The 24,979-nt window shown below is 46.3% G+C and carries 23 protein-coding genes; 19 read left to right on the forward strand and 4 right to left on the reverse strand.

Annotated features, from left to right (window positions below):
* Positions 1–211 precede the first annotated feature (211 nt).
* Entirely contained in the window at positions 212–907 is a 696-nt protein-coding gene (locus tag CWE08_RS03800) for an HAD family hydrolase (RefSeq protein WP_198677070.1), read from the reverse strand.
* A 16-nt stretch (positions 908–923) separates the two neighbouring features.
* Positions 924–1,649, reverse strand: coding sequence for a bifunctional 2-polyprenyl-6-hydroxyphenol methylase/3-demethylubiquinol 3-O-methyltransferase UbiG (gene ubiG / locus CWE08_RS03805; RefSeq protein ID WP_126765784.1), 726 nt, complete (start codon positions 1,647–1,649; stop codon positions 924–926).
* Between the two features lie 262 nt (positions 1,650–1,911).
* On the opposite strand from ubiG, the gene gyrA reads away from it, so the two are divergent.
* The 11 genes from gyrA (at position 1,912) to CWE08_RS03860 (ending at position 13,960) form a co-directional block, all read left to right on the forward strand.
* Positions 1,912–4,575 carry a DNA gyrase subunit A gene (gene gyrA, locus CWE08_RS03810; RefSeq protein ID WP_126765786.1) on the forward strand — a complete coding sequence of 888 codons (2,664 nt, stop codon included), beginning with the start codon at positions 1,912–1,914 and terminating at the stop codon, positions 4,573–4,575.
* Positions 4,565–5,644 (forward strand): 3-phosphoserine/phosphohydroxythreonine transaminase, encoded by a 1,080-nt coding sequence (gene serC, locus CWE08_RS03815; RefSeq protein ID WP_126766539.1) that lies wholly within the window; start codon positions 4,565–4,567, stop codon positions 5,642–5,644. Before gyrA ends, serC begins: the two co-directional genes overlap by 11 nt.
* A gap of 86 nt (positions 5,645–5,730) precedes the next feature.
* On the forward strand, positions 5,731–6,849 hold the full coding sequence (gene hisC, locus CWE08_RS03820; RefSeq protein ID WP_126765788.1) for a histidinol-phosphate transaminase: 1,119 nt from the start codon (positions 5,731–5,733) through the stop codon (positions 6,847–6,849).
* An 87-nt stretch (positions 6,850–6,936) separates the two neighbouring features.
* A complete protein-coding gene (gene aroA, locus CWE08_RS03825) occupies positions 6,937–8,298 on the forward strand; it encodes a 3-phosphoshikimate 1-carboxyvinyltransferase (RefSeq protein ID WP_126765790.1) in 1,362 nt (453 codons plus the stop codon).
* Positions 8,299–8,394: 96 nt separating this feature from the next.
* Positions 8,395–9,117 (forward strand): (d)CMP kinase, encoded by a 723-nt coding sequence (gene cmk / locus CWE08_RS03830; protein ID WP_126765792.1) that lies wholly within the window; start codon positions 8,395–8,397, stop codon positions 9,115–9,117.
* 121 nt (positions 9,118–9,238) lie between these two features.
* Positions 9,239–10,915, forward strand: a complete 1,677-nt coding sequence (gene rpsA, locus CWE08_RS03835) for a 30S ribosomal protein S1 (RefSeq protein WP_126766542.1) — start codon at positions 9,239–9,241, stop codon at positions 10,913–10,915.
* Between the two features lie 96 nt (positions 10,916–11,011).
* Positions 11,012–11,302: an integration host factor subunit beta gene (gene ihfB / locus CWE08_RS03840; protein WP_126765794.1), complete on the forward strand. Its 291-nt coding sequence runs from the start codon at positions 11,012–11,014 to the stop codon at positions 11,300–11,302.
* Between the two features lie 84 nt (positions 11,303–11,386).
* A complete protein-coding gene (locus CWE08_RS03845; protein ID WP_126765796.1) occupies positions 11,387–11,677 on the forward strand; it encodes a lipopolysaccharide assembly protein LapA domain-containing protein in 291 nt (96 codons plus the stop codon).
* 3 nt (positions 11,678–11,680) lie between these two features.
* Positions 11,681–12,838, forward strand: coding sequence for a lipopolysaccharide assembly protein LapB (gene lapB, locus CWE08_RS03850; RefSeq protein WP_126765798.1), 1,158 nt, complete (start codon positions 11,681–11,683; stop codon positions 12,836–12,838).
* A complete protein-coding gene (gene pyrF, locus CWE08_RS03855) occupies positions 12,835–13,542 on the forward strand; it encodes an orotidine-5'-phosphate decarboxylase (protein WP_126765799.1) in 708 nt (235 codons plus the stop codon). The genes lapB and pyrF overlap by 4 nt, the downstream gene beginning before the upstream one ends.
* A gap of 70 nt (positions 13,543–13,612) precedes the next feature.
* Positions 13,613–13,960 carry a ComEA family DNA-binding protein gene (locus tag CWE08_RS03860; RefSeq protein ID WP_126765801.1) on the forward strand — a complete coding sequence of 116 codons (348 nt, stop codon included), beginning with the start codon at positions 13,613–13,615 and terminating at the stop codon, positions 13,958–13,960.
* Between the two features lie 266 nt (positions 13,961–14,226).
* Here CWE08_RS03860 and rne read toward each other — a convergent pair whose 3' ends face one another.
* Positions 14,227–17,355 (reverse strand): ribonuclease E, encoded by a 3,129-nt coding sequence (rne, locus tag CWE08_RS03865; RefSeq protein ID WP_126765803.1) that lies wholly within the window; start codon positions 17,353–17,355, stop codon positions 14,227–14,229.
* A gap of 588 nt (positions 17,356–17,943) precedes the next feature.
* Between rne and rluC the strand changes: the two genes are divergently transcribed.
* Positions 17,944–18,909 carry a 23S rRNA pseudouridine(955/2504/2580) synthase RluC gene (gene rluC, locus CWE08_RS03870; protein ID WP_126765805.1) on the forward strand — a complete coding sequence of 322 codons (966 nt, stop codon included), beginning with the start codon at positions 17,944–17,946 and terminating at the stop codon, positions 18,907–18,909.
* A 3-nt stretch (positions 18,910–18,912) separates the two neighbouring features.
* On the forward strand, positions 18,913–19,611 hold the full coding sequence (locus tag CWE08_RS03875; protein WP_126765807.1) for an HAD family hydrolase: 699 nt from the start codon (positions 18,913–18,915) through the stop codon (positions 19,609–19,611).
* Here CWE08_RS03875 and CWE08_RS03880 read toward each other — a convergent pair.
* Entirely contained in the window at positions 19,558–20,208 is a 651-nt protein-coding gene (locus tag CWE08_RS03880) for a Maf family protein (protein WP_126765808.1), read from the reverse strand. The two genes, CWE08_RS03875 and CWE08_RS03880, sit on opposite strands and share 54 nt — an antisense overlap.
* Positions 20,209–20,359: 151 nt before the next feature.
* Between CWE08_RS03880 and yceD the strand changes: the two genes are divergently transcribed.
* From yceD to fabG, 6 genes are read left to right on the forward strand one after another with little or no spacing between them, the layout of a single operon-like run.
* Positions 20,360–20,878: a 23S rRNA accumulation protein YceD gene (yceD, locus tag CWE08_RS03885; RefSeq protein WP_126765810.1), complete on the forward strand. Its 519-nt coding sequence runs from the start codon at positions 20,360–20,362 to the stop codon at positions 20,876–20,878.
* A gap of 21 nt (positions 20,879–20,899) precedes the next feature.
* On the forward strand, positions 20,900–21,067 hold the full coding sequence (rpmF, locus tag CWE08_RS03890) for a 50S ribosomal protein L32 (RefSeq protein ID WP_126765812.1): 168 nt from the start codon (positions 20,900–20,902) through the stop codon (positions 21,065–21,067).
* A 5-nt stretch (positions 21,068–21,072) separates the two neighbouring features.
* Positions 21,073–22,107: a phosphate acyltransferase PlsX gene (gene plsX / locus CWE08_RS03895; RefSeq protein ID WP_126765814.1), complete on the forward strand. Its 1,035-nt coding sequence runs from the start codon at positions 21,073–21,075 to the stop codon at positions 22,105–22,107.
* Between the two features lie 49 nt (positions 22,108–22,156).
* Positions 22,157–23,143, forward strand: a complete 987-nt coding sequence (locus CWE08_RS03900) for a beta-ketoacyl-ACP synthase III (RefSeq protein ID WP_275540779.1) — start codon at positions 22,157–22,159, stop codon at positions 23,141–23,143.
* A gap of 24 nt (positions 23,144–23,167) precedes the next feature.
* The gene (gene fabD / locus CWE08_RS03905) at positions 23,168–24,094 is read left to right on the forward strand and encodes an ACP S-malonyltransferase (protein WP_126765818.1); all 927 of its coding nucleotides are present in this window, start codon (positions 23,168–23,170) and stop codon (positions 24,092–24,094) included.
* A gap of 46 nt (positions 24,095–24,140) precedes the next feature.
* Positions 24,141–24,881: a 3-oxoacyl-ACP reductase FabG gene (fabG, locus tag CWE08_RS03910; RefSeq protein ID WP_126765820.1), complete on the forward strand. Its 741-nt coding sequence runs from the start codon at positions 24,141–24,143 to the stop codon at positions 24,879–24,881.
* Positions 24,882–24,979: the final 98 nt, after the last annotated feature.

A 24,979-nucleotide genomic window follows, 5' to 3' on the forward strand; every position in this document is an offset into this window, starting at 1 on the left:
ATTTGATCAAGCCTGAAATGATAGATTTTGTAAGAGAAATCGGTATTTTTTTGCTTGACGCAGTAGTGGTGGGCGTTACGGGGTCATAACTTTTTACTATTAAATATTTTGTTAATCGCACACAAGGGAATATATAACAAATTAACTAAACGTTCTGTTTAGTTTTTGCAGGTGGTTCCGTTAAAACAGGCGCCAAATCAATTTTGCGATGTTAACCGCGATCAACCAGTAACTGCATTAATTCAAGCGGTGAATCAATAGCAAAATCAGCGCGCCAAGATGCCACATCATCTTCCGGTGCAATGTAGCCATAATTCGCTAACACGGTTTTCATCTTGGCCTGGCGGCCAGCCAAAATATCGCGCTCGGCATCACCTACATATAGGCAATTCGCTGGATTAATACTATTGGCATTGCTCGCTTGTAAACGCTCGCATGCATGCAGGAGGGGCGCAGGGTCGGGTTTGGCAACTTTTAGAGTATCACCACACACCACTACGCCAATCGCCGCTAAAGGCGGAATTTGTTGTAATACCAGCTCTGTATATAGCGTCGGTTTATTGGTAACAATGGCTACCGGTATTTCCAAGGCTTGCAATTGTTGCAGTAGCTCAGTTACTTCATCAAACAAACGTGTATCAACGCAGACATGCTGTTCGTAAAAATCGAGAAATTGCTGCCGCAAGGTTAAGCGATTCTCGTCGTTGAAATCGGCGCCAAAACCAAGCTTTAACAGCCCATGGGAGCCGTGAGAAGCATAGGGCCTAATTTCAGCATTGCGTTTAATGGGCCGGTTGTGTGCTCGCAGCACCTGATTCAGTGCATGCCCAAGATCGGGGGCGGTATCGAGTAAGGTGCCATCCAAATCAAATAATACTGCATCGGGTTGGTGCTTTGGCTTTATCACTGATTAACTCCGAAATTTATTTGTCTGTGTGTTCGCTCGCTGGGCGTTCGCAGGCCACCAGATAATTTACATCAAGATTACGGTCACTAATGAAAAATTGGTTCAATATCGGATTGTAATGAATGCCGGTTGCCGCGAGTTCGCGTAATCCTGCTGCGTTAGCCATATCCATTAACTCCGCAGGACGAATAAATTTCTTGGCATCGTGAGTTCCTTGCGGAACCCAACGTAAAACATATTCTGCTGCATAAACACCAAGTAGCTTTGCCTTTAATGTTCTATTCAATGTAGAGAAGATGATGCGGCCGCCCGGTTTTACCATGTGCGCGCAGGCTGCTATCACGGTTAACGGTTCGGGAACATGTTCGAGCATTTCTAAGCAGGTAACGATATCGAACTGATTAGCATGTGTTTCTGCGAATTCCTCTGCGGTGGTTTGCTGATAATCAATGGTTAATTCGCTATCCAACGCGTGTAACCGGGCAACGCTGAGCGCGTCCGGGCTCATATCTATTCCCGTTATCTGTGCGCCGGCTTGCGCTAGCGCCTCACTTAATAAGCCGCCGCCACAGCCAACATCGAGAACTTTCCGGCCCGCAACACCTAAACCGTGCTGCTCGATAAACTGCAGGCGCAACGGGTTGATTAAGTGTAGTGGCTTAAAATCACCATCAGGGTCCCACCAGCGTGAAGCCATAGCATTGAATTTTTCGATTTCTGCCGGATCGACATTTTGCTGCATGTTGTGAATCCTTGTGCTAAAACTGATGACCTCGGAATGACCGGACGAGGATAGGAAAGCCTTGCAAGCGAATATTAGCTTCGGGCATATTGTTGATTCGAAGTGTACCGAAATGAACTAGCACAAACTAGCGTTAAGTTGATTTTTCTCTGTGCTTTTGAGTCGTCATGAGCAGAGTGCTGTGGTATCCTATTTCGGTTGTTCAGTAAGGCGATTTACTCGAAAACTATAACGATATAAAGAGTACTGTTAGGGAAAAAATATGAGCGATCTTGCCAAAGAAGTAATGCCGATTAATATCGAAGACGAACTAAAGAATTCGTACTTAGATTACGCAATGAGTGTAATCATTGGGCGTGCTTTGCCGGATGTGAGAGACGGTTTAAAACCCGTACACCGCCGCGTATTATTCGCGATGAATGTATTGGGAAATGATTTCAACAAACCATATAAGAAATCAGCACGGGTAGTTGGTGATGTTATCGGTAAATACCACCCCCATGGTGATTCTGCGGTTTACGATACAATAGTTCGAATGGCACAGCCGTTCTCTTTGCGCTATATGTTGGCCGATGGCCAAGGTAACTTCGGTTCTGTAGATGGTGATTCGGCAGCTGCCATGCGTTATACCGAAGTGCGGATGTCGAAAATTGCGCATCAACTTTTGGCCGACCTCGATAAAGAAACGGTTGATTTTGTGCCTAACTACGATGGCACAGAATTTATTCCAGAAGTGTTACCAACACGCATTCCAAATCTGTTGGCGAATGGTTCTTCCGGCATTGCCGTGGGCATGGCCACTAACATTCCACCGCACAATCTTACAGAAGTGATTAATGGTTGTTTGGCGATGGTAGATAATCCGGATATCCAGCTCGAAGAGCTTATGGAACACATTCCGGGGCCTGATTTCCCAACTGCAGGGATTGTTTCTGGCCGTCAAGGTATTGTTGATGCCTACAGAACAGGCCGTGGCAAGATTTATATCCGAGCTCGTGCAGAAGTTATTACGGACGAAAATAACGGCCGCGATACCATTATCGTGCATGAGTTACCCTATCAGGTAAATAAAGCCAAACTAATCGAAAAGATTGCTGAACTTGTAAAAGAAAAGCGCATTGAGGGAATCAGTGCGCTGCGTGATGAATCTGACAAAGATGGCATGCGCGTTGTTATCGAGTTGAAACGTGGGGAATCAGGTGAGGTGATGCTCAATCATCTTTATCAAAACACCCAGATGCAAGTGGCTTTTGGCTTTAATATGGTTGCCTTGGATAAGGGCCAACCGAAGCTATTCACACTCCGCGAAATGCTCGAGTGTTTTATCACTCACCGCCGCGAAGTAGTAACACGCCGTACCGTATATGAATTAAGAAAAGCTCGAGAACGTGCACACATTCTCGAGGGGTTAGCGGTAGCGCTTGCGAACATCAATGAAATCATTGAAATGATTAAACGTTCGCCTTCGCCTGCTGAAGCGAAAGCGCAATTGATTGCCCAAGGCTGGAACCTAGGTGATGTATCGGTAATGCTTGAGCGTGCCGGTGTTGATGCTGCGCGGCCTGATTGGGTTGAGCAGGGTTTTGGTGTTGTTGATGGTATTTATCATCTAACAGAAAACCAAGCTCAAGCGATTCTTGATTTGCGCCTACACAAACTCACAGGCCTTGAGCACGAGAAAATTCTTGATGAATATAAAGGCCTTTTAGATGTTATTGCTGAGTTAATGCATATTCTTGCCAGCTCTGAGCGATTAATGGAAGTAATTCGTGAGGAACTCGTGCAAGCGCAGGCTGAGTTTGGTGATGAACGCCGTACTGAAATTACTAACTCAAGCCACGATATCAATCTTGAAGATCTGATTGAGCAAGAAGATGTTGTGGTTACCTTATCCCATCAAGGTTATGTGAAGTATCAATCATTAACCGAATATGAAGCGCAAAAGCGTGGCGGTAAGGGTAAAGCGGCTACTAAGATGAAAGATGAAGATTTCATTGAGCGTTTATTAGTAGCCAATACTCACGATATGATTCTTTGCTTCTCGAGCCGTGGCCGCGTGTATTGGATGAAGACCTATAACCTGCCATACGCCAGCCGTGCCGCTCGCGGTAAGCCAATTGTAAACTTACTTCCATTACAAGATGATGAGCGCATTAACGCGATATTGCCGATTGCGAACTTCGAAGAAGATAAGTTTGTGATCATGGCAACACGTAAAGGCACCGTGAAGAAAACGCCTTTAGCGGATTACTCACGCCCTCGATCGAGTGGTATTATTGCGCTTAATCTTACCGAAGGTGATGAATTAATTGGTGTAGATATTACCGATGGTAACAGTGAAATTATGCTGTTCTCAGATGCCGGCAAAGTGGTGCGATTTACCGAAGATCAAGTTCGTTCAATGGGCCGTACGGCAACAGGTGTGCGGGGCATGCGTATTGAGCCGGAGCAGAAAATTGTATCCTTGTTAATTCCGCGCACGAACGAAGGTGCGGTATTAACGGTTACTGAGAACGGTTATGGTAAACGCACGCCACTTGCGGAATATCCAGCGAAGAGCCGGGCTACGAAAGGCGTGGTTTCCATTAAGGTATCGGAACGAAATGGCGCAGTAGTAGGTGCTATGGAAGTGGTTTCTGGCGAGCACCTTATGTTGATAAGTAATCGCGGCACGCTGGTTCGTACTCGGGTTGATGAAGTTTCTCAAGTTGGGCGGAACACGCAAGGGGTTACTTTGATTCGTACTGCAGCCGATGAGTTTGTAGTTGGCATGGCGCGAGTTGCTGAATTGGAAGAGGAAGATTTAGAAGCTCTCGAAGGCGAAGACTCTGAAGTGGTAGATGCTGCGGGGCCAGATTCGGCAGCGGATGATGTTGGGGGCGATGGCGCTGAGCCGAGCTCTGGAGATTCAGGTGATGATCTATAACTTTTCAGCGGGGCCGGCAATGTTGCCGGCCTCAGTTTTAAAGAAAGCACAAAAAGAATTACTCGATTGGCAAGGCTTGGGTATTTCGGTGATGGAAATTAGCCATCGAGACCCGATTTACATCCGCATGGCAGAAGAGGCGGAACAAGATCTTAGAGATCTCCTAGCTATTCCCGATAACTACAGTGTGCTGTTTATGCATGGAGGCGGGCGAGCTCACTTCTCTGCGGTGCCACAGAATATTGCGGCGGCGGACGCTACGGTTGATTATCTAAACTCTGGCGTTTGGTCGGATATTGCGATTAACGAAGCGAAGAAATACGTTGCTACAGTGAATGAAGTAGCAAGGGTTGCGGAAACGCCGCAGGGGAAAGCGATTCCGCCGGTGAATGAGTGGAAACTCTCGAAGAATGCCGCCTATTTACATTATTGCCCGAATGAAACCGTTGATGGCATTGCGTTACATGAGATTCCGAATGTCAATGTGCCCATCGTGGCTGATATGTCGTCGGTGATTTTGGCGGAGCCTATTGATGTATCGAAATTTGGTGTTATATACGCTGGGGCGCAAAAGAACATAGGTCCATCTGGTCTATCGGTTGCCATTATTCGTAATGATTTACTTGAAACTCAGCAGCATCGTGTTTGTACGGTAATGAACTATAAAGTACAAGCTGAGCAAGGCTCCATGTACAACACACCGAATACCTTCGCGTGGTATCTCGCGGCCGAGGTATTCAAATGGCTTAAAGCCGAGGGCGGTGTGGAAGCTATGGCTGATTTGAATCAGGCGAAAGCGAGGTTGTTGTATGAGTGTGTGGATAACTCATCTTTTTATCGGAACACCATAGCGCCGCAAAACCGCTCACGTATGAATATTCCGTTTCAATTAGCGGATTGCCAACTTGATAATGAATTTTTGGCAAAAGCTAAAGCCGAAGGTTTACTAGCCCTGAAAGGGCACCGTTTTGTTGGTGGTATGCGAGCAAGCTTATACAATGCTATGCCTCTCGCGGGTGCACAAGCATTGGTAGATTTTATGGCGCGTTTCGAAAAAGCCCATAAATAAATTCGCTTACGTTCTGCACTACTATGCTGCGCCAATTGAAAGTAGCCCAGTAATTACCGAAAAATAGAAAATGAAAGAGGATTCTGATGCAAGAGTTTGATGCAACAAGTTTAGCGCTACCTGGTATTCGTGAGCTTCAGCCTTACCAAGCTGGCAAGCCCATTGAAGAAGTAGAGCGCGAATTGGGAATTAGCAATATTGTAAAACTTGCTTCGAATGAAAACCCATTAGGAGTAAGCCATGCAGTAAAGCAGGCACTTGCTAAAAAAATTACTGAGTTGGCTCGATATCCAGACGCCAATGGCTTCTATCTAAAAACAGCGTTAGCCGAGAAATTTGCGATTGAAACGAACCAAATAACGCTCGGTAATGGCTCTAACGATGTGCTCGAATTACTTGCCAGAACCTATGTAACTGATCAACATGAGGTGATTTTTTCTCAACACGCGTTCATGGTGTACCCATTGGTAACGAAAGCTATTGGGGCAAAGCCTGTAGCGGTTCCGGCGAAAGATTACGGGCATGATTTGGATGCCATGCTAGCGGCCATCACTGATAAAACGCGCATGATATTTGTAGCGAATCCGAATAATCCAACTGGTACTTTTTTAACTACCGAAGCATTGCAAGCATTCATTGCTAAAGTTCCGAAAAATATCTTAGTAGTGCTAGATGAAGCCTATTACGAATATGTACCGAGCGACGTTCGAGCGCCTTCTTTCTCATGGATTTCAGAACATTCAAATCTAATTGTCACTCGGACGTTCTCCAAAGCATATGGATTAGCCGGGCTGCGGGCAGGTTTTGCCGTTTCTAACGCGAAAGTTGCTGATTTGATGAATCGAATACGGCAACCTTTTAATATGAACGAGCTTGCACTAACCGCGGCGATGGCGGCGTTGGGAGATGAAGAATTTCTCGAGCACTCAATTCAAGTAAACGCTGAAGGAATGGCACAAGTAACCGCATTTTGCGATGCACGTGGCCTGAGTTACATTCCTTCGCATGGTAATTTCATCACGATTCGTTTTGGTTCTGAAGCGGCAGCTATCAACCAGAAGCTCCTGCAAAAAGGCGTGATAGTGCGGCCCGTTGCTGGTTATGAGTTGCCAGAGCACCTTCGAGTAAGCATTGGTTTGCCAGAAGAAATGGATGCGTTTTACCGGGCCTACGATGAGATTATTGCTGAACAATCGGGTGGCTAAGATAAGGTATTGGCAGAAGTTTTCCATAATCTTTGGTGAATATTTTTGGCGATTATTTTGGACAAATAGTAAGTGGTGAACGCCAATATGGATAATCTGACGTTATCGTATCGCGCTCGTGTAGCTGGCACGGTTCGCGTGCCCGGGTCAAAAAGTATCGCGAATCGTGCTTTGTTGTTAGCTGCGCTAGCAGAGGGCACTACTCAGCTTGATAATATGCTGATAAGCGACGATACAGCGCGGATGCGTGAAGCTTTAACCGAACTCGGCGTGATGATTACCGAGGTAGATACTGTTGGTGCCAAGTGCACTTCGGTAAAAAACGCGAGCGAAAAACCGCAGGTTGAGAACCTTACAAGTTTACAGGTCACCGGTTTGGGCGGGCTTCCTGCATTCTCGGGGGCGCTATCTTTGTTTTTAGGTAACGCGGGTACGGCTATGCGCCCACTGGCCGCCGTTTTAAGTGCAAGCTCAGGGGAGTTCGAGCTAACCGGCGAGCCGCGCATGTATGAACGCCCGATAGGGCCTCTAGTGGATGCATTAAAATCTCTTGGCGCTGACATCGAGTACCAACAAACGGAGGGCTTCCCACCGCTTTTAATTCGCGGTAAAGAACTGCAGGGTGGCCTTTTACGGGTAGATGGTTCGATGTCGAGCCAATATGTGAGTGCATTATTGATGCTTCTGCCATTACTGGCAGGTGATACTCGCTTACAACTCGTTGGTAACGTTGTTTCCAAACCGTACATTGATTTAACTATCGCCATGATGCGGTCTTTTTCTGCTCGTGTTGAACAAGTAAATGAACGCGAATTTTTTATTCCCGGCCAACAGCAATATAAATCACCAGGCGTATATTGGATTGAGGGTGATGCATCCTCCGCATCGTATTTTCTTGCCGCTGGCGCTATTGGCCAAGGGCCGGTAACAGTAGAAGGTGTTGGAAGTGAGAGCTTGCAAGGCGATAGAGCCTTTGCCGATGTTTTAGAGGCAATGGGGGCGGAAGTTAGTTGGGGCGCGAGAAGTATTCGCGTAGCGGCAGGAAAGCAAGATTTGCAAGGTGGTGTGTTTGATTTGAATCACATTCCTGATGCGGCCATGACCATTGCAACCACGGCCTTATTCGCGAGTGGCTCCACCGAGATACGGAATATAGCCAATTGGCGTTTGAAAGAAACCGATCGATTGCATGCGATGGCGACAGAATTACGCAAGTGCGGTGCCGACGTGGTAGAAGGTGACGATTGGATCCGTATCACGCCGCCGCCAGCGGGAGCGAATGGGTTACGGCATGCAGAAATTGCCACTTATGATGATCATCGCATGGCCATGTGTTTTGCGTTAGTTAGTTTTGCCGAATGTGGTGTCACTATTCTTGATCCCGAATGTTGTAAAAAAACGTACCCTAACTTCTTTGCAGATTTCTCAGACATCGTTTACAGCAATTAAGGTGCAATTTTTTGCATTCGCTGTATAATTTGCGCGCTCAATAATTTACTGAATCTCCGTTTGTTAGTGTATCGCAAACGGACACAAGGGGTTAGCATGTCGGATATCGAACCGTCTACTAGCGAGAACACAGAGGCAGAAAAAGCGCCTGTGATTACTATCGATGGGCCAGGCGGAGCAGGGAAGGGAACGCTGTGTCGTTTACTCGCTGAAAAGTTGGGCTGGCATTTGCTCGATAGCGGCGCCATTTATCGGGTATTGGCCGTTGCCGCAATGCACCACGATTTTAGTGCAGAAGATGAGGAAAGCTTAGTTGCACTGGCTACCGATTTGGACGTTGAATTCGTGCCTAATGACGAAACGGGCTTAACCCACGTTATCTTGGAAGGTGAAGATATTACGATGACAATCCGCACCGAATCCGTAGGGAGTATCGCTTCAAAAATAGCGGCAAAACCTTCGGTGCGTAAAGCATTGTTACATCGGCAACAGGCATTTCGTGACATGCCTGGTTTGGTGGCTGATGGCCGTGATATGGGCACAGTTGTGTTCCCAGATGCTGAAGCAAAAATATTCTTGACGGCAAGTGCCGAAGAGAGGGCTCGCCGCCGCTTCCTGCAATTGCAGGAAAAAGGCTTTGATGCTAATATAGACGAATTGATCATTGAGATTAAAGATCGTGATGATCGAGACACGAATCGCTCTGTTGCGCCTCTAACGCCAGCGGAGGATTCGTTAATTCTGGATTCAACTACAATGTCGATTCAGGAAGTACTCGAACAGGTGATGCAATACGCGCACTCACGATTAACAAATTGAAGCGGTTGTGCTGAGGTACTGCCATTCAAGGGTCGGGGCTAAGGATTGCACCGATAATGTTGAACAACCCCGCCGAGATGGAATTCTGGTGGATGTCTAATAAATGAAGTTAACTAAACCTATGACTGAAAATTTTGCCCAACTATTTGAGGAAAGCCTCAAAGAAGTAGAAACCCGCCCTGGTTCGATTGTTAAAGGCACTGTTGTTGCCATTTCAAAAGGATTAGTTCTGGTTGACGCCGGCCTGAAATCTGAAAGTGCTATTCCAGCTGAACAGTTCATGAACGCCGATGGCGAGATGGAGATTGCAGTTGGTGATACGGTTGAAGTGGCGCTAGATGCTGTAGAAGATGGCTTCGGCGAAACTATTCTTTCTCGTGAAAAAGCGAAGCGCTTCGAAGCTTGGTTGCAGCTTGAATCAGCTCACGAAAATGAAGAAACCGTTATCGGTATCATTAGCGGTAAAGTGAAAGGCGGCTTCACAGTTGACCTTAACGGCGTTCGCGCATTCTTACCTGGTTCTTTGGTAGATGTTCGTCCTATCCGTGACACTGCACATTTAGAAAACCGCGATTTAGAATTCAAAGTTATCAAGCTTGATCAAAAACGTAACAACGTTGTTGTTTCTCGCCGCGCTGTGATTGAGAAAGAAAACAGTGCAGAGCGTGACGAATTGCTTGAAAACCTACAAGAAGGCCAAGAAGTTAAAGGTATCGTTAAGAACCTTACTGATTACGGCGCATTCGTAGATTTAGGCGGCGTAGACGGGTTACTTCACATCACTGATATGGCTTGGAAGCGTGTTAAGCATCCGAGCGAAATCGTGAATGTTGGCGATGAAATTAACTGTAAAGTTCTTAAGTTTGATCGCGATCGCACGCGTGTTTCTCTAGGTTTGAAACAGCTTGGCGAAGATCCTTGGAGCGATATTTCTGCACGTTACCCAGAAAACTCAACGTTAACTGGTCGTGTAACTAACCTAACTGATTACGGCTGCTTCGTAGAGCTGCAAGAAGGCGTTGAAGGTTTAGTTCACGTATCGGAAATGGATTGGACTAACAAAAACGTTCATCCATCTAAGATCGTTAACCTTGATGACGTTGTAGAAGTAATGGTGCTTGAAATCGACGAAGAGCGTCGTCGTATTTCTCTTGGTATCAAACAATGTAAACCAAACCCTTGGGAAGAGTTCGCAAAAGGCTTCCAGAAAGGCGATAAAGTGAGCGGTAAGATTAAATCAATCACTGATTTTGGTATCTTCATTGGCCTAGACGGCAACATTGACGGCTTAGTACATTTATCAGACATCTCTTGGAACGCAACTGGCGAAGAAGCCGTTCGTGACTTTAAGAAAGGTGATGAAGTTGAAGCCGTAGTTCTTCAGGTTGACGCAGAACGCGAGCGTATTTCACTTGGTATCAAACAGATTTCTGAAGATCCAGTGAATAACTTCCTTGCAGCGAACAAGAAGGGTGCTATTGTTAAAGGTAGTATCACTGAAGTAGACGCTAAAGGCGCAACTGTGAAGTTGGCTGACGGTGTTGAAGGTTATGTTCGTGCATCAGATATCGCTCGTGAGCGTGTTGAAGATGCTTCTACTGTTCTTTCTGTTGGTGATGAAATCGAAGCTCGCTACGTCGGTATCGATCGCAAAAACCGCGTAATCAGCCTTTCAATTAAGGCGAAAGATGAAGCGGAAGAGAAAGCAGCAATGGAAAACGTAAACAGTAGCGCTGAAGAAGCTGCATTTAGCAGTGCAATGGCAGAAGCGTTTAAAGCAGCCAAAACTGACGATTAATCATCGCCAGCTGGTTATCACCGGGGAGTTATAAGTAATTGTAACTCCCTTACTGAGAGCAAATGGTTGTTTTGTTATCAGCATTAAGGATCTGTTATGACGAAGTCGGAACTGATTGAGAAACTGATTAATAAGCAGCCTGAGCTGCAACCTAAAGACGTAGAGCGCGGTGTTCGGGAGATACTAGAAGTGATGGTGCATACCCTCGCTGCTGGTGATCGCATCGAGATTCGAGGATTCGGAAGCTTTTCGCTTCATTATCGCAAACCTCGAGTAGGTCGAAACCCGAAAACTGGTGACCAGGTTGAATTAGGTGGAAAATATGTTCCGCACTTCAAGCCAGGTAAAGCACTACGAGAGCGGGTGAACGATTCAGTACAGGCCTAACTGCTTGGTTTTAACTCTGTTTTACAAAAAGGCATGCTATAATAGCGTGCCTTTTTTCTTTTCTACTTTGCACAGGGAAACGTTATGGTACGTGTGATGCTAAGTTTAATACCCGTGTTAGTGCTATTTTTAATTGCTTTTATCCTTGGCCGTTATAACGCCGAGGCTGTGCAAGTGAATCTATTATTTATGCGCGCCGAAACAACTATGGCAATGGTAATTGCGGTTACTCTGTTCATCGGTTTTTTGCTCGGTTTAGGTGTGATGAGTTTTGCGTATTTAAAAATACGGCTACAAAACAGAAAGTTAAAAAAGGCTGTTATCAAGATAAGTAAGCAAAACACCGATACGTCACCTGAGAATAAAGCGAGCTAACGCATGCTTGAACTGCTGTTCCTACTGCTTCCAGTTGCTGCGGCCTACGGATGGTTCATGGGGCGAAACAGCGTGCGTGCTGAACAACGCAAAGAGCATGAAGAGTTTTCAAGGAACTATGTTACCGGCATCAATTTACTACTTTCTGAACAAAGCGATAAAGCCGTAGATCTGTTTATCGATATGCTTGATATCGATAGTGAAACCATAGAAACGCACTGGACTTTGGGCAAGCTTTTCCGCCGTCGTGGTGAAGTGGATCGGGCTATTCGCATACACCAAAATTTAATTTCTAGGCCATCTCTCTCAGTGGAAGAACGCCAGCACGCCATGTACGAGCTGGGCCAGGATTATCTTTCAGCTGGTATTTATGATCGTGCCGAACAAATGTTTCGAGAATTACAGCAACACACAAATTATCAAGCACAAAGCCTGAAAAGTTTATTAGCCCTTTATGAGGCCACCCACGAGTGGGATAAAGCGATTCGTATTGGTTTGAAAATTGCGCGCAAAGATAAGGCTGTGGAAGTGGTTATCGCGCAGTTTTATTGTGAACTGGCAGAGCTGCAAGATGAACCCTCCCAAACACTGAAGTTTTATGGCAAAGCCCTTAAACACGATCACCAATGTGTTCGAGCAAGAATAGCATTAGCGCGTTGGTGGATAGGGCAAAGTAAACATCAAAAAGCGATTACTTATATTCTACCCATTACAGAACAACAACCCGATTTCATTCCTGAAATATTACCCTTATTTCGAGAATGTTATGAGGGTATGGGCGATTCGGAAGGATTGGTTGCGTTGCTTCACGATATCGTTCTTGAGCACCCATGCGCTAGCGCGGTTGTGATGTTAGGGGATATTATCGCTCGCCGCAATAATGTAGAAGCCGCTGAGCAATTTATGTTAGCGGCATTACAAAAAAGCCCAACGATGAAAGCATTCCATAAGCTCATACAATTTCATGTTGCTTCTGCCGACGATGGGCGAGCACGAAAGAGCCTCATGTTGCTAGGTTCGATGGTAGCCGAGCAATTAAAGCAGCGTTCAACGCACCGCTGCAGGCAATGCGGTTTCGCAAGCCAAACACTTTACTGGCATTGCCCGAGTTGCAAAACCTGGGGCACGATTAAACCAACACGAGGGTTAGATGGCGAATGATCGATAAACCAATTATTGTGGCCTTAGATTATGCAAAGCCAGCAGCTGCGTTGCGCTTTGTTGATAGCTTAAATCCAGATTTATGCCGCCTAAAGGTTGGCAAAGAACTATTTACTGCTGGCGGCCCAGACCTTGTGCAAGCGTTACACGCTCGCAATTTTGACGTGTTTCTAGACTTAAAATTTCATGACATTCCAAATACGGTGGCAAAAGCCGTTGCTGCTGCCGCAGAGTTAGGTGTATGGATGGTTAATGTGCATGCAACTGGCGGTGCAGAAATGCTGAGAGCGGCCAGTGATGCATTGCGTCCTTACGGTGAAAAAGCGCCTATTCTGATTGCGGTTACTGTGTTGACTAGTATGTCGGCAGAACAGTTGGCGGCTACAGGGGTTGAGCGCAAGCTTGGGGATCATGTTGTGGCCTTAGCCAAGGATGCGCGCGATGCGGGTTTATCTGGGGTCGTTTGCTCGGCACAAGAAGCGCGCATATTGCGAGCAAAGTTAGGTGATGAATTTCTCTTGGTTACTCCGGGCATTCGACCAGCCGGCAGTGAGGCCCATGATCAAAAAAGAGTGATGACGCCGACACAAGCGATTACTGCAGGCGTTGATTACTTAGTGATGGGACGCCCAATTCGTGAAAGTGAAGATGCCAATCAACTGCTTTCAGCCATAAACCACGAGATTTCAGATATATCCCTCTAGTCATAAGTTAGCCGAGCTCTATAATTAAAACGCTACTAGGACGGTAGCGTTTTTTTATTAAGGAGCTTTTATGTTAATTAAATCATTAATCGCAATTGCTTGTTCTGGGGCTTTTCTTTTCTCGGCCGAGGCCTCAGATAGTTCATCATCCAGTACTTCAATTCATAAAATTGACACCTTCGCTCAATATAGTGCTGTGCAAGAGGAACGTGAGAGCCAAACGCAGAAAGTGAATATCAATCGCGCCAGTGCGGAAGAACTTGCTGCTGCTCTTCGTGGAGTGGGTATGGCTCGTGCTCGCGCCATTATTAAATTACGTGAGGAGATTGGGCAGTTTACCGATGTTGAGCAGTTACTGCAGGTTCGTGGGCTCGGTGTTAAGGTGCTTAATGATAACCGCGAAAAAATCAGTTTGTAGTTAAGGTTTTTGCAACAGTAGGGAGTAATTGTTGCCGTTGGTTGTAGTTTTAGCTGTTGTAACCAATTAAATGGGAAAGCAACAAGGATTGTTGCGGCCAAGGATGGCGTTGATACTTAGGCTTAAGATTTATTGTAAGCTTTATCAAAAGTAAAAAGCCGAGGGTGAACCTCGGCTTTTTTATTTAGGATTTTGCTTATCCTTTATGCTCAGCTACAAGAGCCAGTTTTGAGATTAAACAAGTAATATCTCTAGCCCTAGCCGAGTTACTCTTTCGGTGGCGCAGCACGAGCAGGGCCAGCTTCAGCCTTGTTTAACGCACTACTAATACCAGAATAACGGCCAGAACGTTTTACCTCAGCACGGCGTTCTGCTGGAGCAGAACTCAGCGCTTGTATATCGGCAGTTGAATCTTGAACTGCCGCAGCTTTGGCCATAGGGGCCGAGGCAACATTCTTAGTAGATGCCACTTTAGCTTTTACTGCAGATTTAGCTTCTTCCGTTTTTGTGGGCACTTCTACCGCTTCGCTTTTTTCAGCAGCAGTATCGGCTACTTTATCTGCTTCGGCAGATTGAGTTTCGGCTTCTGGAGCAGGTTCAGCCGTTTCTAGCTCAGGTGCAGCTTCAGTTGCGCTTGCTTCAGAATTGTTTCCTTGCCCAGCCTCTACTTCCGGTTTTCCAACACCAGAATTTTCAGCGCTTGTTTTTTCACTAACTGGCTCACTAACTGGCTCGCTAGCTGCAGATTCCTCAGATTTAGCAGAACTTGTTTCGGTTCCATCATTACTATTTGCAGCGGTATTCACCGCATCTTTTTCAGCAGTTGTGCTATCCGCTTTGGTTTCTCCTGCTAGCGATTCTGCTTGGCTTGCAGCATCACCATCAACTTTTTCTGCATCGCTATTTTTATTAGCGGCTTCCTGTTTTGCTTTTGCCGGCTTTCTGCGGGCACGTTTACGGGTTGGCTTCTCAGGAGCTTCCCCAGCTTGTATGGATTGGACTACTTCGCTATTTACCTCGGTAGAGCTTGCATCAGATTGCTGTGTATCGGTAGATACTGCTTGTGAATCAACCTCATGAGAAGCAGCCGTTGCTACAGGTTTTTGCTCAGTAACGGTATCTGAAGTTGTTGCATTACTACTTTGTGCTTCTATGCTATTGCTTGCCGAAGCTGTGCTTTCAGCTTTACTCTCACTTGCCGTAGCAATGTTTTCAGCTTCTGCAGTGCCATTGGCGTCAGAAACTAGGCCTTTTTGCATGCGTACGCTCTTGCTTAGATTCCGACGTTGGCGCCGCTCTTTCGGCATCTGCGCACTCGTGTCTTCTTTCTTATCTTGGCTACGCTGTGGCTCTGCTTGCTGATTACCTTTGGTATTCTCAGAGTTGGTTTCTACAGCATTGCTTTCGTTTTGTGCGCCATTCGCAGATTGATTTTGTTTCTGCGAGTTTGGCTTCCGCCGACGATTGCGCCGAGGCCGCTGTTCAGATTTTTCGTTCGCAGCCTGTGTCTGCTTACTTTCTTCTGCGTCCGGTTTCTCATTACGTGTTTGGCTTTGCGGCTTGTTCGAACGATCATCTCGCTTACCGCCACGATTGCGATTTTGGTTTGGCCGGCGGCGGTTATTGTTTCTACGTTCTTGCTCAGAGCGTTTCGCCGCATTTGCTTTTTGTTCCGCTTTTCTTTTTTCTTCCGCTTTTTCTTCCTCAGACCCGGAGAATAGTTCACCAATCCATTTGCTGATACGGCTCATGATCCCAGGTTTATGGGTAACAGCAGCAGGTGCAGCACTAGGAGGCGGAGCAGTAGGGGCTACTAATGTTTTCAGTGCCGGCTCATCGGCAGCTTTTTCCCGCGGTGCAGCGAACTCAATTTCTTTAATTTCAGCGGCCTGTAACAAGCGGAAACTATGAACTTCCGACATTTCATCAGTGCGCAAGCGCTGCACATCGAAATGCGGCGTTTCTAAATGCTGGTTTGGAATTACCAAGATGGTTACTTTCGTACGATCTTCAATCACGCGCAATGCCGCACGTTTTTCATTTAGAAGATAGGTTGCAACGGTTACTGGCACTTGGGCGTTTACCTGCCCAGTGTTGTCCTTTAGGGATTCTTCTTCAATTAAACGCAACACCGAGAGCGCAAGTGATTCATCACCTCGAATCGTGCCTTGCCCATCACAACGGGGGCAAACCTGATTAGATGATTCACCTAGAGAAGGCCGCAAGCGTTGCCGGGACATTTCTAGCAACCCAAAACGCGAAATTCGAGCTGTTTGCACGCGAGCACGATCTTGTTTAAGTGCATCTCGCAGGCGATTTTCAACTTCGCGCTGATGCTTAGGTGGTGTCATATCGATAAAATCAATCACGATTAAACCGCCAACATCGCGCAAACGCAGTTGCCGAGCGATTTCATCTGCTGCTTCCAAGTTGGTTTGGAACGCAGTTTCTTCAATATCGCCACCTTTAGTGGCTTTCGCCGAGTTTATATCAATCGAGGTTAATGCTTCAGTTGGGTCAATTGAAATAGAACCACCTGAGGGCAACCTTACCTCACGTTGAAAAGCTGTTTCGATTTGGCTTTCGATTTGATAGTGGCTAAATAAAGGAATCTCGCCTTGGTACAACTTAACCCGTTGTAAGAAATCAGGGCGAACAATTTTTATGTGGTCACAGGCTTGTTCATATATTGTTTGATCATCAATCAATATTTCGCCAATGTCGCGGCGCAGGTAATCTCGAATTGCACGGAAAATTACGTTTGATTCTTGATGTACGAGGAACGGTGCGGAGCGGGTAGAGGACACTTGCTCAATTGCTGTCCAATGATGCAGCAATACATTTAAATCCCAGGCCAACTCTTCAGACGATTTGCCAACACCCGCGGTTCGAACAATTAAACCCATACCATCAGGCACTTCGAGTGCGGACAACGCATCTTTCAATTCAGTGCGCTCATCGCCTTCGATACGGCGAGAAATACCACCTGCACGCGGATTGTTCGGCATTAAAACAAGATAACTACCGGCAAGTGAGATAAAGGTTGTTAACGCAGCACCTTTTTGGCCACGCTCTTCCTTGTCAATTTGCACAATAACTTCTTGGCCTTCCTTCACCACATCACGGATGTTTGGGCGACCATCAAATTTGTAACCTTTAGGAAAGTAAGTGCGGGCAATTTCTTTAAGTGGAAGGAATCCGTGTCGATCAGCACCGTAATCAACGAACGCAGCTTCTAAGCTTGGTTCAACACGGGTAATTTTACCTTTGTAGATGTTCGATTTTTTTTGTTCGTGACCTGGGCTTTCAATGTCCAAATCGTAGAGGCGTTGTCCGTCAACCAGCGCAACCCGAAGCTCTTCTTGTTGCGTGGCATTAATTAGCATTCTTTTCATATAGTGTGACTCATACGTTTATGGGTACGAAATCACAACACTGCATTGCCGAATACGGCCCGTTCCGTTGCTAAATTGGCTACCGGCACCGTATCTATTGATGGTGCGCGCTACAAGGGCAGCTAATTTAATGCGAGTTATAAATACTGTTCTTTTATCTTTAACGCGGCTTCTTTGGAAGTTCGCGAGGTTACCCGTAGTTATTCTGCTTTGGTTGCTTCATCGAGGGCGTTTCAATCGCTCTTTGCGAATACAATAACGCTTAACCGGTGAGTACTTCCCCTAAATAACACTCTGAGAGTTTGTATATTTAGTGCGAATTCTAAACTACGCATAACAATAAATTTCTTAATTGCCGAAACAGGCATTCACTGCTTTCAGTGTTGTGTTTTCCGAGAAAAATTCATCGAGAAAAACATATTAAGGCAGACCCTTCAGATCTGACACCACATTGTCGCATTATCCCGGAGTGCTGACAAGCAACAAATAGGAGCTAGAATCGCCGTTTACGCTGTCATCGGTGAAGTTGCGCATGATATACTGCTAACTCATACCTCGATTTAACTGATTAAAGGCAAGCCTTTACGCATGAGTGAGATTCAACACCAAGTTCGCTTTCACACGATAGGCCCCGATGAGGGCGGCCAACGCATTGATAATTTCTTGCTTACCCAGCTAAAAGGGGTACCAAAGAGTATGGTTTATCGTATCGTACGAAAAGGCGAGGTGCGCGTTAATAAAAAGCGAATTAAACCTGATTATCGGTTGCAAGAGGGTGACGAAATACGGATACCTCCGGTTCGCGTGAATGAAAAGCCCGATTTACCAAATCCCAACCTAGATAAAATTTCACAGTTGGAAGGCTGTATCATCTTTGAAGACGATCACATGATCGTTGTGAATAAACCGGCAGGTATGGCTGTTCACGGTGGCTCAGGTTTGCAGTATGGCTTGATAGAGGGATTGCGAGCCCTTCGCCCGAACGCTAAATTTCTTGAATTGGTTCATCGCCTCGATCGAGATACTTCCGGCCTTCTCATGGTGGCTAAGAAGCGTTCTGCGTTGCGCTCTTTGCACGAACAGCTGCGCGACAAAGACATGGAAAAGACCTATATCGCGTTAGTGTTCGGCAGTTGGCCAGGTAAAATTAAGAAAGTTGATTCACCACTATTAAAAAATACCCTGCAATCAGGTGAACGGGTGGTTCGTGTTGATCCTGCGGGTAAAGCAAGCTTAACTCGTTTCAAAGTTCGCGAGCGTTATCCTCTTAGTAGTATAAATACCACCTTGGTAGAAGCCTCTCCCGTTACCGGCAGAACGCACCAAATTCGTGTTCATAGCCAATGCGTTGGTCATCCTATCGCACAAGACAACAAATATGGTATGCGAGGTTTCGATGAACAGTTGCGTAAAATAGGCTTGAATCGATTATTTCTTCATGCCGAGCGTTTAGCTATCAGCCATCCGAGTACGGGCGAACGCGTGCAGTTTTTTGCGCCATTAGAAAAACATTTAACTGATGTTTTGCTCACTTTAAGAAAGGGAAATACCTAATCCATGAATGCACCAGTAAACAATAGCCGTTACCCTCTTATCGTATTTGATTGGGATGGTACTTTGATGGATTCCGTGCCGAAAATTGTATCCTGCATGCAGCAAATGGCCGTTGCGGCTAACTTACCTGTGCCAGCTGAATCCGCTGTGCGCGATATCATCGGCTTGAGCTTATGGGTAGCATTAGAGCGCTTGTTTGATTGTTCAGAGAAAACCGAGCAGGAAGCATTGATTGCCATTTATCGAGAGTATTATCTGCATAAAGATAAAACGCCATCGCCTCTGTTTCCGGATGCCTATGAAGTGCTTAGTGAATTAAATGGCAGCGGCTTAAAACTCGCGGTGGCAACTGGCAAAGCGCGGCAGGGGTTAAATCGCGCTTGGCGGGAAACGAATACGGGCCATTTTTTTCAAACATCACGATGCGCCGATGAGGCGAATTCAAAACCGCATCCGCAAATGTTGAATGAAATACTCAGCGAAACAGGTGTTAACGCCCAACAAGCAATTATGATCGGTGATTCGCGCTATGATCTGCGTATGGCGAAGGCAGCAAACATGTCATCTCTTGGCGTGACCTGGGGTGTACACGATCATAATACCCTCAGTGCAGAATCACCCTTGGCTGTGTTAACTGATATCACAGAGCTACCGAGCCTGCTCCGGAAGTTCGAAACCATGGCGACTGAGCAGATCAGTTAAACGAATGAGGGGTAAACCAATTAAGCTATTTGGATCGTCGCCTTTCATTTTATGAAAAAGCGTTATGCCTAACCCCTCAGATTTAAAGCTGCCGGCGCAGTTGAGCGGCTGTTCAAGTTCAATGTAGTGGCGAACTTTAGTTTCTGTGAGTGTTCGAAAATACACGGAGTAGGGTTCGGTAATTGTGTAGGCTACACCACTCTCGCTATTTAACACACACAAGCCGGTATAGAAGGTTACCGCGCGCCCACTAAAATGCAGTAATTGTTGTACTGCTGTTTCAACATTATTAGGTTTACCAAAAATACGCCCAGTGCAAACCGCTACTTGGTCGGAACCGATAATTAAGTGGGCAGGGAATTCAGCAGCTAGGGTTTTAGCTTTTGCCTCTGCCAAACGCTGCACGAGTTGTACATGAGTTTCATCCGCCAAGAGGCTTTCGTCGATGTTAGGGGCCTTAGCAATAAAGGGAACACGCAATTGTTTTAATAGTTGCTGCCGATATACTGAACTGGACGCTAAAACCAAAGGAAGATGATTGGTAATTTGGGGCTGTTTTGTTGTATCGAATAATCCAACGTGTTCCTTAGTGTGCATAACCAACCTCTGTGATAGAATATGTCTTTGAGTTATTTTGCCATGCTTTCCCATTCAGAAAGTAACTTTTGCGCAGTTTTTCATAGAAACAGCGGCTTAGGGGTGAAATTTCTTTGACTATCAACCTATCAACCATTATTATTCGCGCGCTATGCAAAAGGTTCTAATACCGCTTTCGGTTGACCCAGTACGCAATTCTGGAAAACGGCTATCTTTTGATGGGTATATTCCGTCAAAAAATCTGCCGCGTTTTAATGAAGTACTGGCATCACCCTGTCCAGACGTAGAGGTCACGCTATGGTTTGGTACAGATGAGCAAAAGATACATAATTTTCGTGGTCAGGCGAAAGCTAACGTTGAGCTAACGTGTCAGCGGTGTGGTGGAACCATGCCCTACAGTTTAGCAATAGAGTTTCAGTATGCGCCGGTAACGAAACGGCAAACTGCCGAAGATATGCCGGAGCATTACGAAGCAGCTGAACTTAATGAACTAGGGGAAGTTCTGCTCCATCCCTTAGTTGAAGATGAGCTGTTACTCGCATTGCCGATAGTGGCAAAGCATACTGAGCAGGACTGTGCGATCAAGAGCGATACAATGAGTTACGGTGAGTTACCTGCGGAAGCAGAGAAGCCAAACCCATTCGCTGTATTGCAAAAGCTTAAGAAATAATCGATTCAGGAGACCAGTCAAATGGCTGTACAAAAAAACCGTAAAACTCGTTCTGCACGCGGCATGCGTCGTTCACACGATTCATTAACTGGCGCAGAATTGTCTGTTGATCAGACAAGCGGCGAAACTCATCGTCGTCACCACGTAACCGCAGACGGTTACTACAAAGGTAAGAAAGTCATCGCTTAAGGCGTATGGCCAAAATTACTTTAGTTATCGATGCGATGGGCGGCGACCGTGGTCCCGCCATCGTTGTTGCAGCGCTCATTAGAGCGCTGCACTCGTTTCCGGAAACTGATTTTATAGTTACCGGCGACGAACCTCGTTTGAAAGCTATTCTCGCCCGAGAAAGTAAAAATAATTCTGTCGATTTATCTCGAGTGCGAATTCAGCACACTTCTCAAATAGTACAGATGGATGATAAGCCAGGGCAGTGCATTCGCCAAAAAACTGATTCATCGATGCGAGCTGCTATCGATCTCGTTGCCGATGGTAGCGCTCAAGGCTGTGTGAGTGCCGGTAATACCGGTGCACTAATGGCGATGGCTTACATGTATTTAAAAACCTTACCCGGTGTATTAAGGCCAGCGCTGATTACCCCTGTTCCAAACCAATTTGGCAAGCAAGGGTTCTTGTTAGATATTGGTGCAAACCCCGTGTGTGATGCGGAAACCTTATTTCAATTTGGGGTAATGGGTTCGGTGCTTGCTCGTGAACTAAACAACATAGAAAATCCTAAAGTTTCGTTGTTGAACATGGGAACCGAAGAAATCAAGGGGCCCGACGTTGTGAAGCAAGCTGCGTTGCTTCTGAAAAATTCCAACTTTGTTAATTACACCGGTTTTGTGGAAGGCTCTGATCTGTTTACTGGCAGCGCTGATGTGATTGTTTGTGATGGGTTCACCGGTAACATTGCATTGAAAAGCTGCGAAGGCATGGCAAATATGGTGTACGAACATTTTCAACGGAACTTGAAAACTCATTGGTTCAGCCGCGGTTTGGCATGGTTACTCTATAAACGGCAAAAGAAATCGTGGGCTTGGCTCAACCCCGACCAGTACAACGGTGCAAGTCTGGTAGGATTGCGCGGTGTGGTTGTGAAGAGCCATGGTAACGCTTCAGCGAATGCATTTTATAGTGCGATTGCCCATGCGATTACAGAAACGCAATTGAACCTACCTGCGCGAATTCACAACCAAGTAGAAAAAGTGCTCTCAGAACAGCACTAACCTTCTCGTCTTTATTGTAGCTTTTTGCGCAAGAGGGGCAGGAGATACAATGAGGAGTGATATGTTCGCGCAACAACACCACGCAAAATTAACTGGCACAGGCCATTTTCTTCCCGCTCAACGCCTTACTAACGCAGAACTCGAACAGCGAGTGGATACCAGTGATTCTTGGATTCGTGAGCGCACAGGCATCCAAGAACGCCGAATAGCCTCGGCAGACGAATCGGTTGTAACTATGGGTGCGGAAGCGGCGAAACAAGCAATCGCTGCCGCGGGCATCCAGGCTAAAGATATCGACCTTATTGTGCTAGCAACAACTTCAGCGGATCGTGCGTTTCCCAGTGCAGCCTGTGAAATTCAACATGCGCTCGGCATCACCGATGTTCCAGCTTTTGATGTGGCGGCTGCCTGCTCTGGCTTTATTTTTGCACTTTCGGTAGCTGAGAAATATATTATTAGTGGTGCAGCAAAACATGTTTTGGTGATCGGTAGCGATACGCTATCGCGAATGTGTCGGCCAGATGATAGAAATACCATTATTTTGTTTGGCGATGGTGCCGGCGCAGCTGTGTTGTCGCGAGCGGATGAACCTGGTGTTTTATCTACCCATATATTCAGTGCTGGAGAGTTTGCTTCTTTGCTAGGTGCTGATCATCCGAGCCGCGATGATGCCGCATTGCAACAAGAAGCATGGCTATATATGAAAGGCCGCGAGGTTTTTAAGGTGGCGGTGGAAAAGTTAGCTGAGCTCGTAGCACAAACACTGGCCGCCAATCAGATGGAAGCCAAAGATTTAGATTGGTTGATTCCACACCAAGCAAATTATCGTATTATTCAGGCTACGGCACGGAAGTTAAAAATGCCCATGTCGCAGGTGGTGATGACACTTGCAGATACCGGAAACACCTCCGCTGCCTCAGTGCCTATAGCGCTCGACATCGCCATTCGTGATGGCCGTATACAGCCAGGCCAAAACTTACTCCTTGAGGCATTTGGCGGCGGTTTTGCCTGGGGCTCCGCGTTAATTAAGTATTAATTTTGATAAAAAAAGAGGGTTGTGATGAGTCAACAAGTGGCTTACGTATTTCCAGGGCAAGGTTCGCAAACCGTAGGTATGTTAGCTGAGTTAGCTGAGCAATATCCACAAGTGCAAGCTACTTTCGCCGAAGCATCTGACGTTTTGGGTTATGATCTTTGGGATCTCGTGCAAAATGATAACGAAGGTAAACTCAATCAAACAGAAGTAACACAGCCGGCCTTACTTGCCGCTAGTGTTGCGGTGTATCGTTGCTTAAGTAATGGGCCTGTTCCCGCAATCATGGCAGGCCACAGCTTAGGTGAATATTCGGCGTTAGTATGTGCCGGCGCGCTTAACTTTGCCGATGCAATTAAATTAGTTGAACTGCGTGGGAAAGCGATGCAAAGTGCCGTTCCTTCAGGCACGGGCGCAATGGCTGCGGTAATTGGCTTGGATGATGAAAAAGTGCAAGCGGCGTGCCTGGAAGCTGCGCAAGGTGATGTTGTAGAAGCCGTAAACTTTAATTCACCGGGGCAAGTGGTGATCGCCGGCGAAAAAGATGCCGTTGCTCGCGCGGGTGATGCTTGTAAAGCAGCCGGAGCGAAACGGGTGTTGCCGTTGCCAGTAAGCGTGCCTTCTCACTGCGCATTAATGATGCCAGCGGCTGATGCACTTGCCGAGGCTCTCGATAGTGTTGAAGTGCAATTGCCGCGGATACCCGTTTTACACAATGTGAGTGTTACTGAGGCTAAATCACCGGAGGAACTTCGTGAGGCTCTAGTTGCCCAACTGTTCTCGGCTGTTCGTTGGACTGAAACCATCGAGGAAATGAAAACACAGGGCATCACTCATATTTACGAAATAGGCCCAGGTAAAGTGTTAACAGGCTTAACCAAGCGAATCGATCGTGAATTAGAAGGGGCAGCAGTGCACGATAGTGAAGGTGTAAAGGCCTTGTGTATTGGCTAAACCCGTTATCTGATGGATTTTAACTAACCTTAATAGGGAGAGCAGAATGTCGAGCTCATTAGCAGGCCAAATCGCTTTAGTAACCGGCGCCACGCGTGGAATTGGTAAAGCGATTGCTGAGAATTTAGTAGCCGCGGGCGCTACGGTAGTTGGCACCGCCACAAGCGAAAAAGGTGCGGCTACCATTAGTGAGTATCTGGGACAAAGTGGTACTGGCAAAACGTTGAACGTAACCGAGCCGGGCGCAATTGACCAACTCGTAGCGGATGTACAAAAAGAATTTGGCAAAATTGATATCCTTGTGAACAATGCCGGAATCACACGGGATAACTTACTCATGCGCATGAAAGAGGATGAGTGGGATCAGGTGTTGGAAACAAACCTAACCGCTGTGTTCAAAATATCGAAAGCGGTGATGCGGGGAATGATGAAGAATCGCCATGGCCGCATTATCAATATCGGTTCAGTGGTTGGAACAACTGGCAACCCAGGGCAGGCGAATTACTGTGCTGCGAAAGCTGGTTTAATTGGATTTACTAAAGCCTTAGCAAAAGAAATCGCCTCTCGTGGGGTAACTGTAAACGCGGTTGCACCAGGTTTTATTGACACCGACATGACAAAAGCGTTAACTGACGAGCAAAAGGAGCGTATCTTTGATACTATCCCTGCCGGTCGGTTAGGGCGGCCTGAAGAAATTGCCGCTGCCGTTGGCTTTTTAGCCTCTGCTGGGGCAGCTTACATTACCGGTGAAACCATTCATGTGAATGGTGGTATGAGTATGGTTTAATAGGCCTAACGGACAACAACGAGGTAAGACCTCCGCCATTTGGGCAAATTTTTACTTTCATCATGTAGGCGTATTGCTTACACTACACGCAAATTTAT

This window comes from Aliidiomarina iranensis, assembly GCF_003987135.1.
GTDB classification, from domain to species: Bacteria; Pseudomonadota; Gammaproteobacteria; order Enterobacterales; family Alteromonadaceae; genus Aliidiomarina; species Aliidiomarina iranensis.

Excerpts from the sequence above, each read along its gene's own strand:
- gyrA (WP_126765786.1), top strand. The coding sequence starts at position 1,912 with ATGAGCGATCTTGCCAAAGAAGTAATGCCGATTAATATCGAAGACGAA.
- pyrF (WP_126765799.1), top strand. The coding sequence starts at position 12,835 with ATGATCGATAAACCAATTATTGTGGCCTTAGATTATGCAAAGCCAGCA.
- CWE08_RS03900 (WP_275540779.1), top strand. The coding sequence starts at position 22,157 with ATGAGGAGTGATATGTTCGCGCAACAACACCACGCAAAATTAACTGGC.
- CWE08_RS03875 (WP_126765807.1), top strand. The coding sequence starts at position 18,913 with ATGAATGCACCAGTAAACAATAGCCGTTACCCTCTTATCGTATTTGAT.
- serC (WP_126766539.1), top strand. The coding sequence starts at position 4,565 with ATGATCTATAACTTTTCAGCGGGGCCGGCAATGTTGCCGGCCTCAGTT.
- plsX (WP_126765814.1), top strand. The coding sequence starts at position 21,073 with ATGGCCAAAATTACTTTAGTTATCGATGCGATGGGCGGCGACCGTGGT.
- CWE08_RS03860 (WP_126765801.1), top strand. The coding sequence starts at position 13,613 with ATGTTAATTAAATCATTAATCGCAATTGCTTGTTCTGGGGCTTTTCTT.
- aroA (WP_126765790.1), top strand. The coding sequence starts at position 6,937 with ATGGATAATCTGACGTTATCGTATCGCGCTCGTGTAGCTGGCACGGTT.
- yceD (WP_126765810.1), top strand. The coding sequence starts at position 20,360 with ATGCAAAAGGTTCTAATACCGCTTTCGGTTGACCCAGTACGCAATTCT.
- rpmF (WP_126765812.1), top strand. The coding sequence starts at position 20,900 with ATGGCTGTACAAAAAAACCGTAAAACTCGTTCTGCACGCGGCATGCGT.
- cmk (WP_126765792.1), top strand. The coding sequence starts at position 8,395 with ATGTCGGATATCGAACCGTCTACTAGCGAGAACACAGAGGCAGAAAAA.
- rpsA (WP_126766542.1), top strand. The coding sequence starts at position 9,239 with ATGACTGAAAATTTTGCCCAACTATTTGAGGAAAGCCTCAAAGAAGTA.
- CWE08_RS03880 (WP_126765808.1), bottom strand. The coding sequence starts at position 20,208 with ATGCACACTAAGGAACACGTTGGATTATTCGATACAACAAAACAGCCC.
- lapB (WP_126765798.1), top strand. The coding sequence starts at position 11,681 with ATGCTTGAACTGCTGTTCCTACTGCTTCCAGTTGCTGCGGCCTACGGA.
- ihfB (WP_126765794.1), top strand. The coding sequence starts at position 11,012 with ATGACGAAGTCGGAACTGATTGAGAAACTGATTAATAAGCAGCCTGAG.
- fabG (WP_126765820.1), top strand. The coding sequence starts at position 24,141 with ATGTCGAGCTCATTAGCAGGCCAAATCGCTTTAGTAACCGGCGCCACG.
- rluC (WP_126765805.1), top strand. The coding sequence starts at position 17,944 with ATGAGTGAGATTCAACACCAAGTTCGCTTTCACACGATAGGCCCCGAT.
- fabD (WP_126765818.1), top strand. The coding sequence starts at position 23,168 with ATGAGTCAACAAGTGGCTTACGTATTTCCAGGGCAAGGTTCGCAAACC.
- CWE08_RS03845 (WP_126765796.1), top strand. The coding sequence starts at position 11,387 with ATGGTACGTGTGATGCTAAGTTTAATACCCGTGTTAGTGCTATTTTTA.
- hisC (WP_126765788.1), top strand. The coding sequence starts at position 5,731 with ATGCAAGAGTTTGATGCAACAAGTTTAGCGCTACCTGGTATTCGTGAG.
- ubiG (WP_126765784.1), bottom strand. The coding sequence starts at position 1,649 with ATGCAGCAAAATGTCGATCCGGCAGAAATCGAAAAATTCAATGCTATG.
- rne (WP_126765803.1), bottom strand. The coding sequence starts at position 17,355 with ATGAAAAGAATGCTAATTAATGCCACGCAACAAGAAGAGCTTCGGGTT.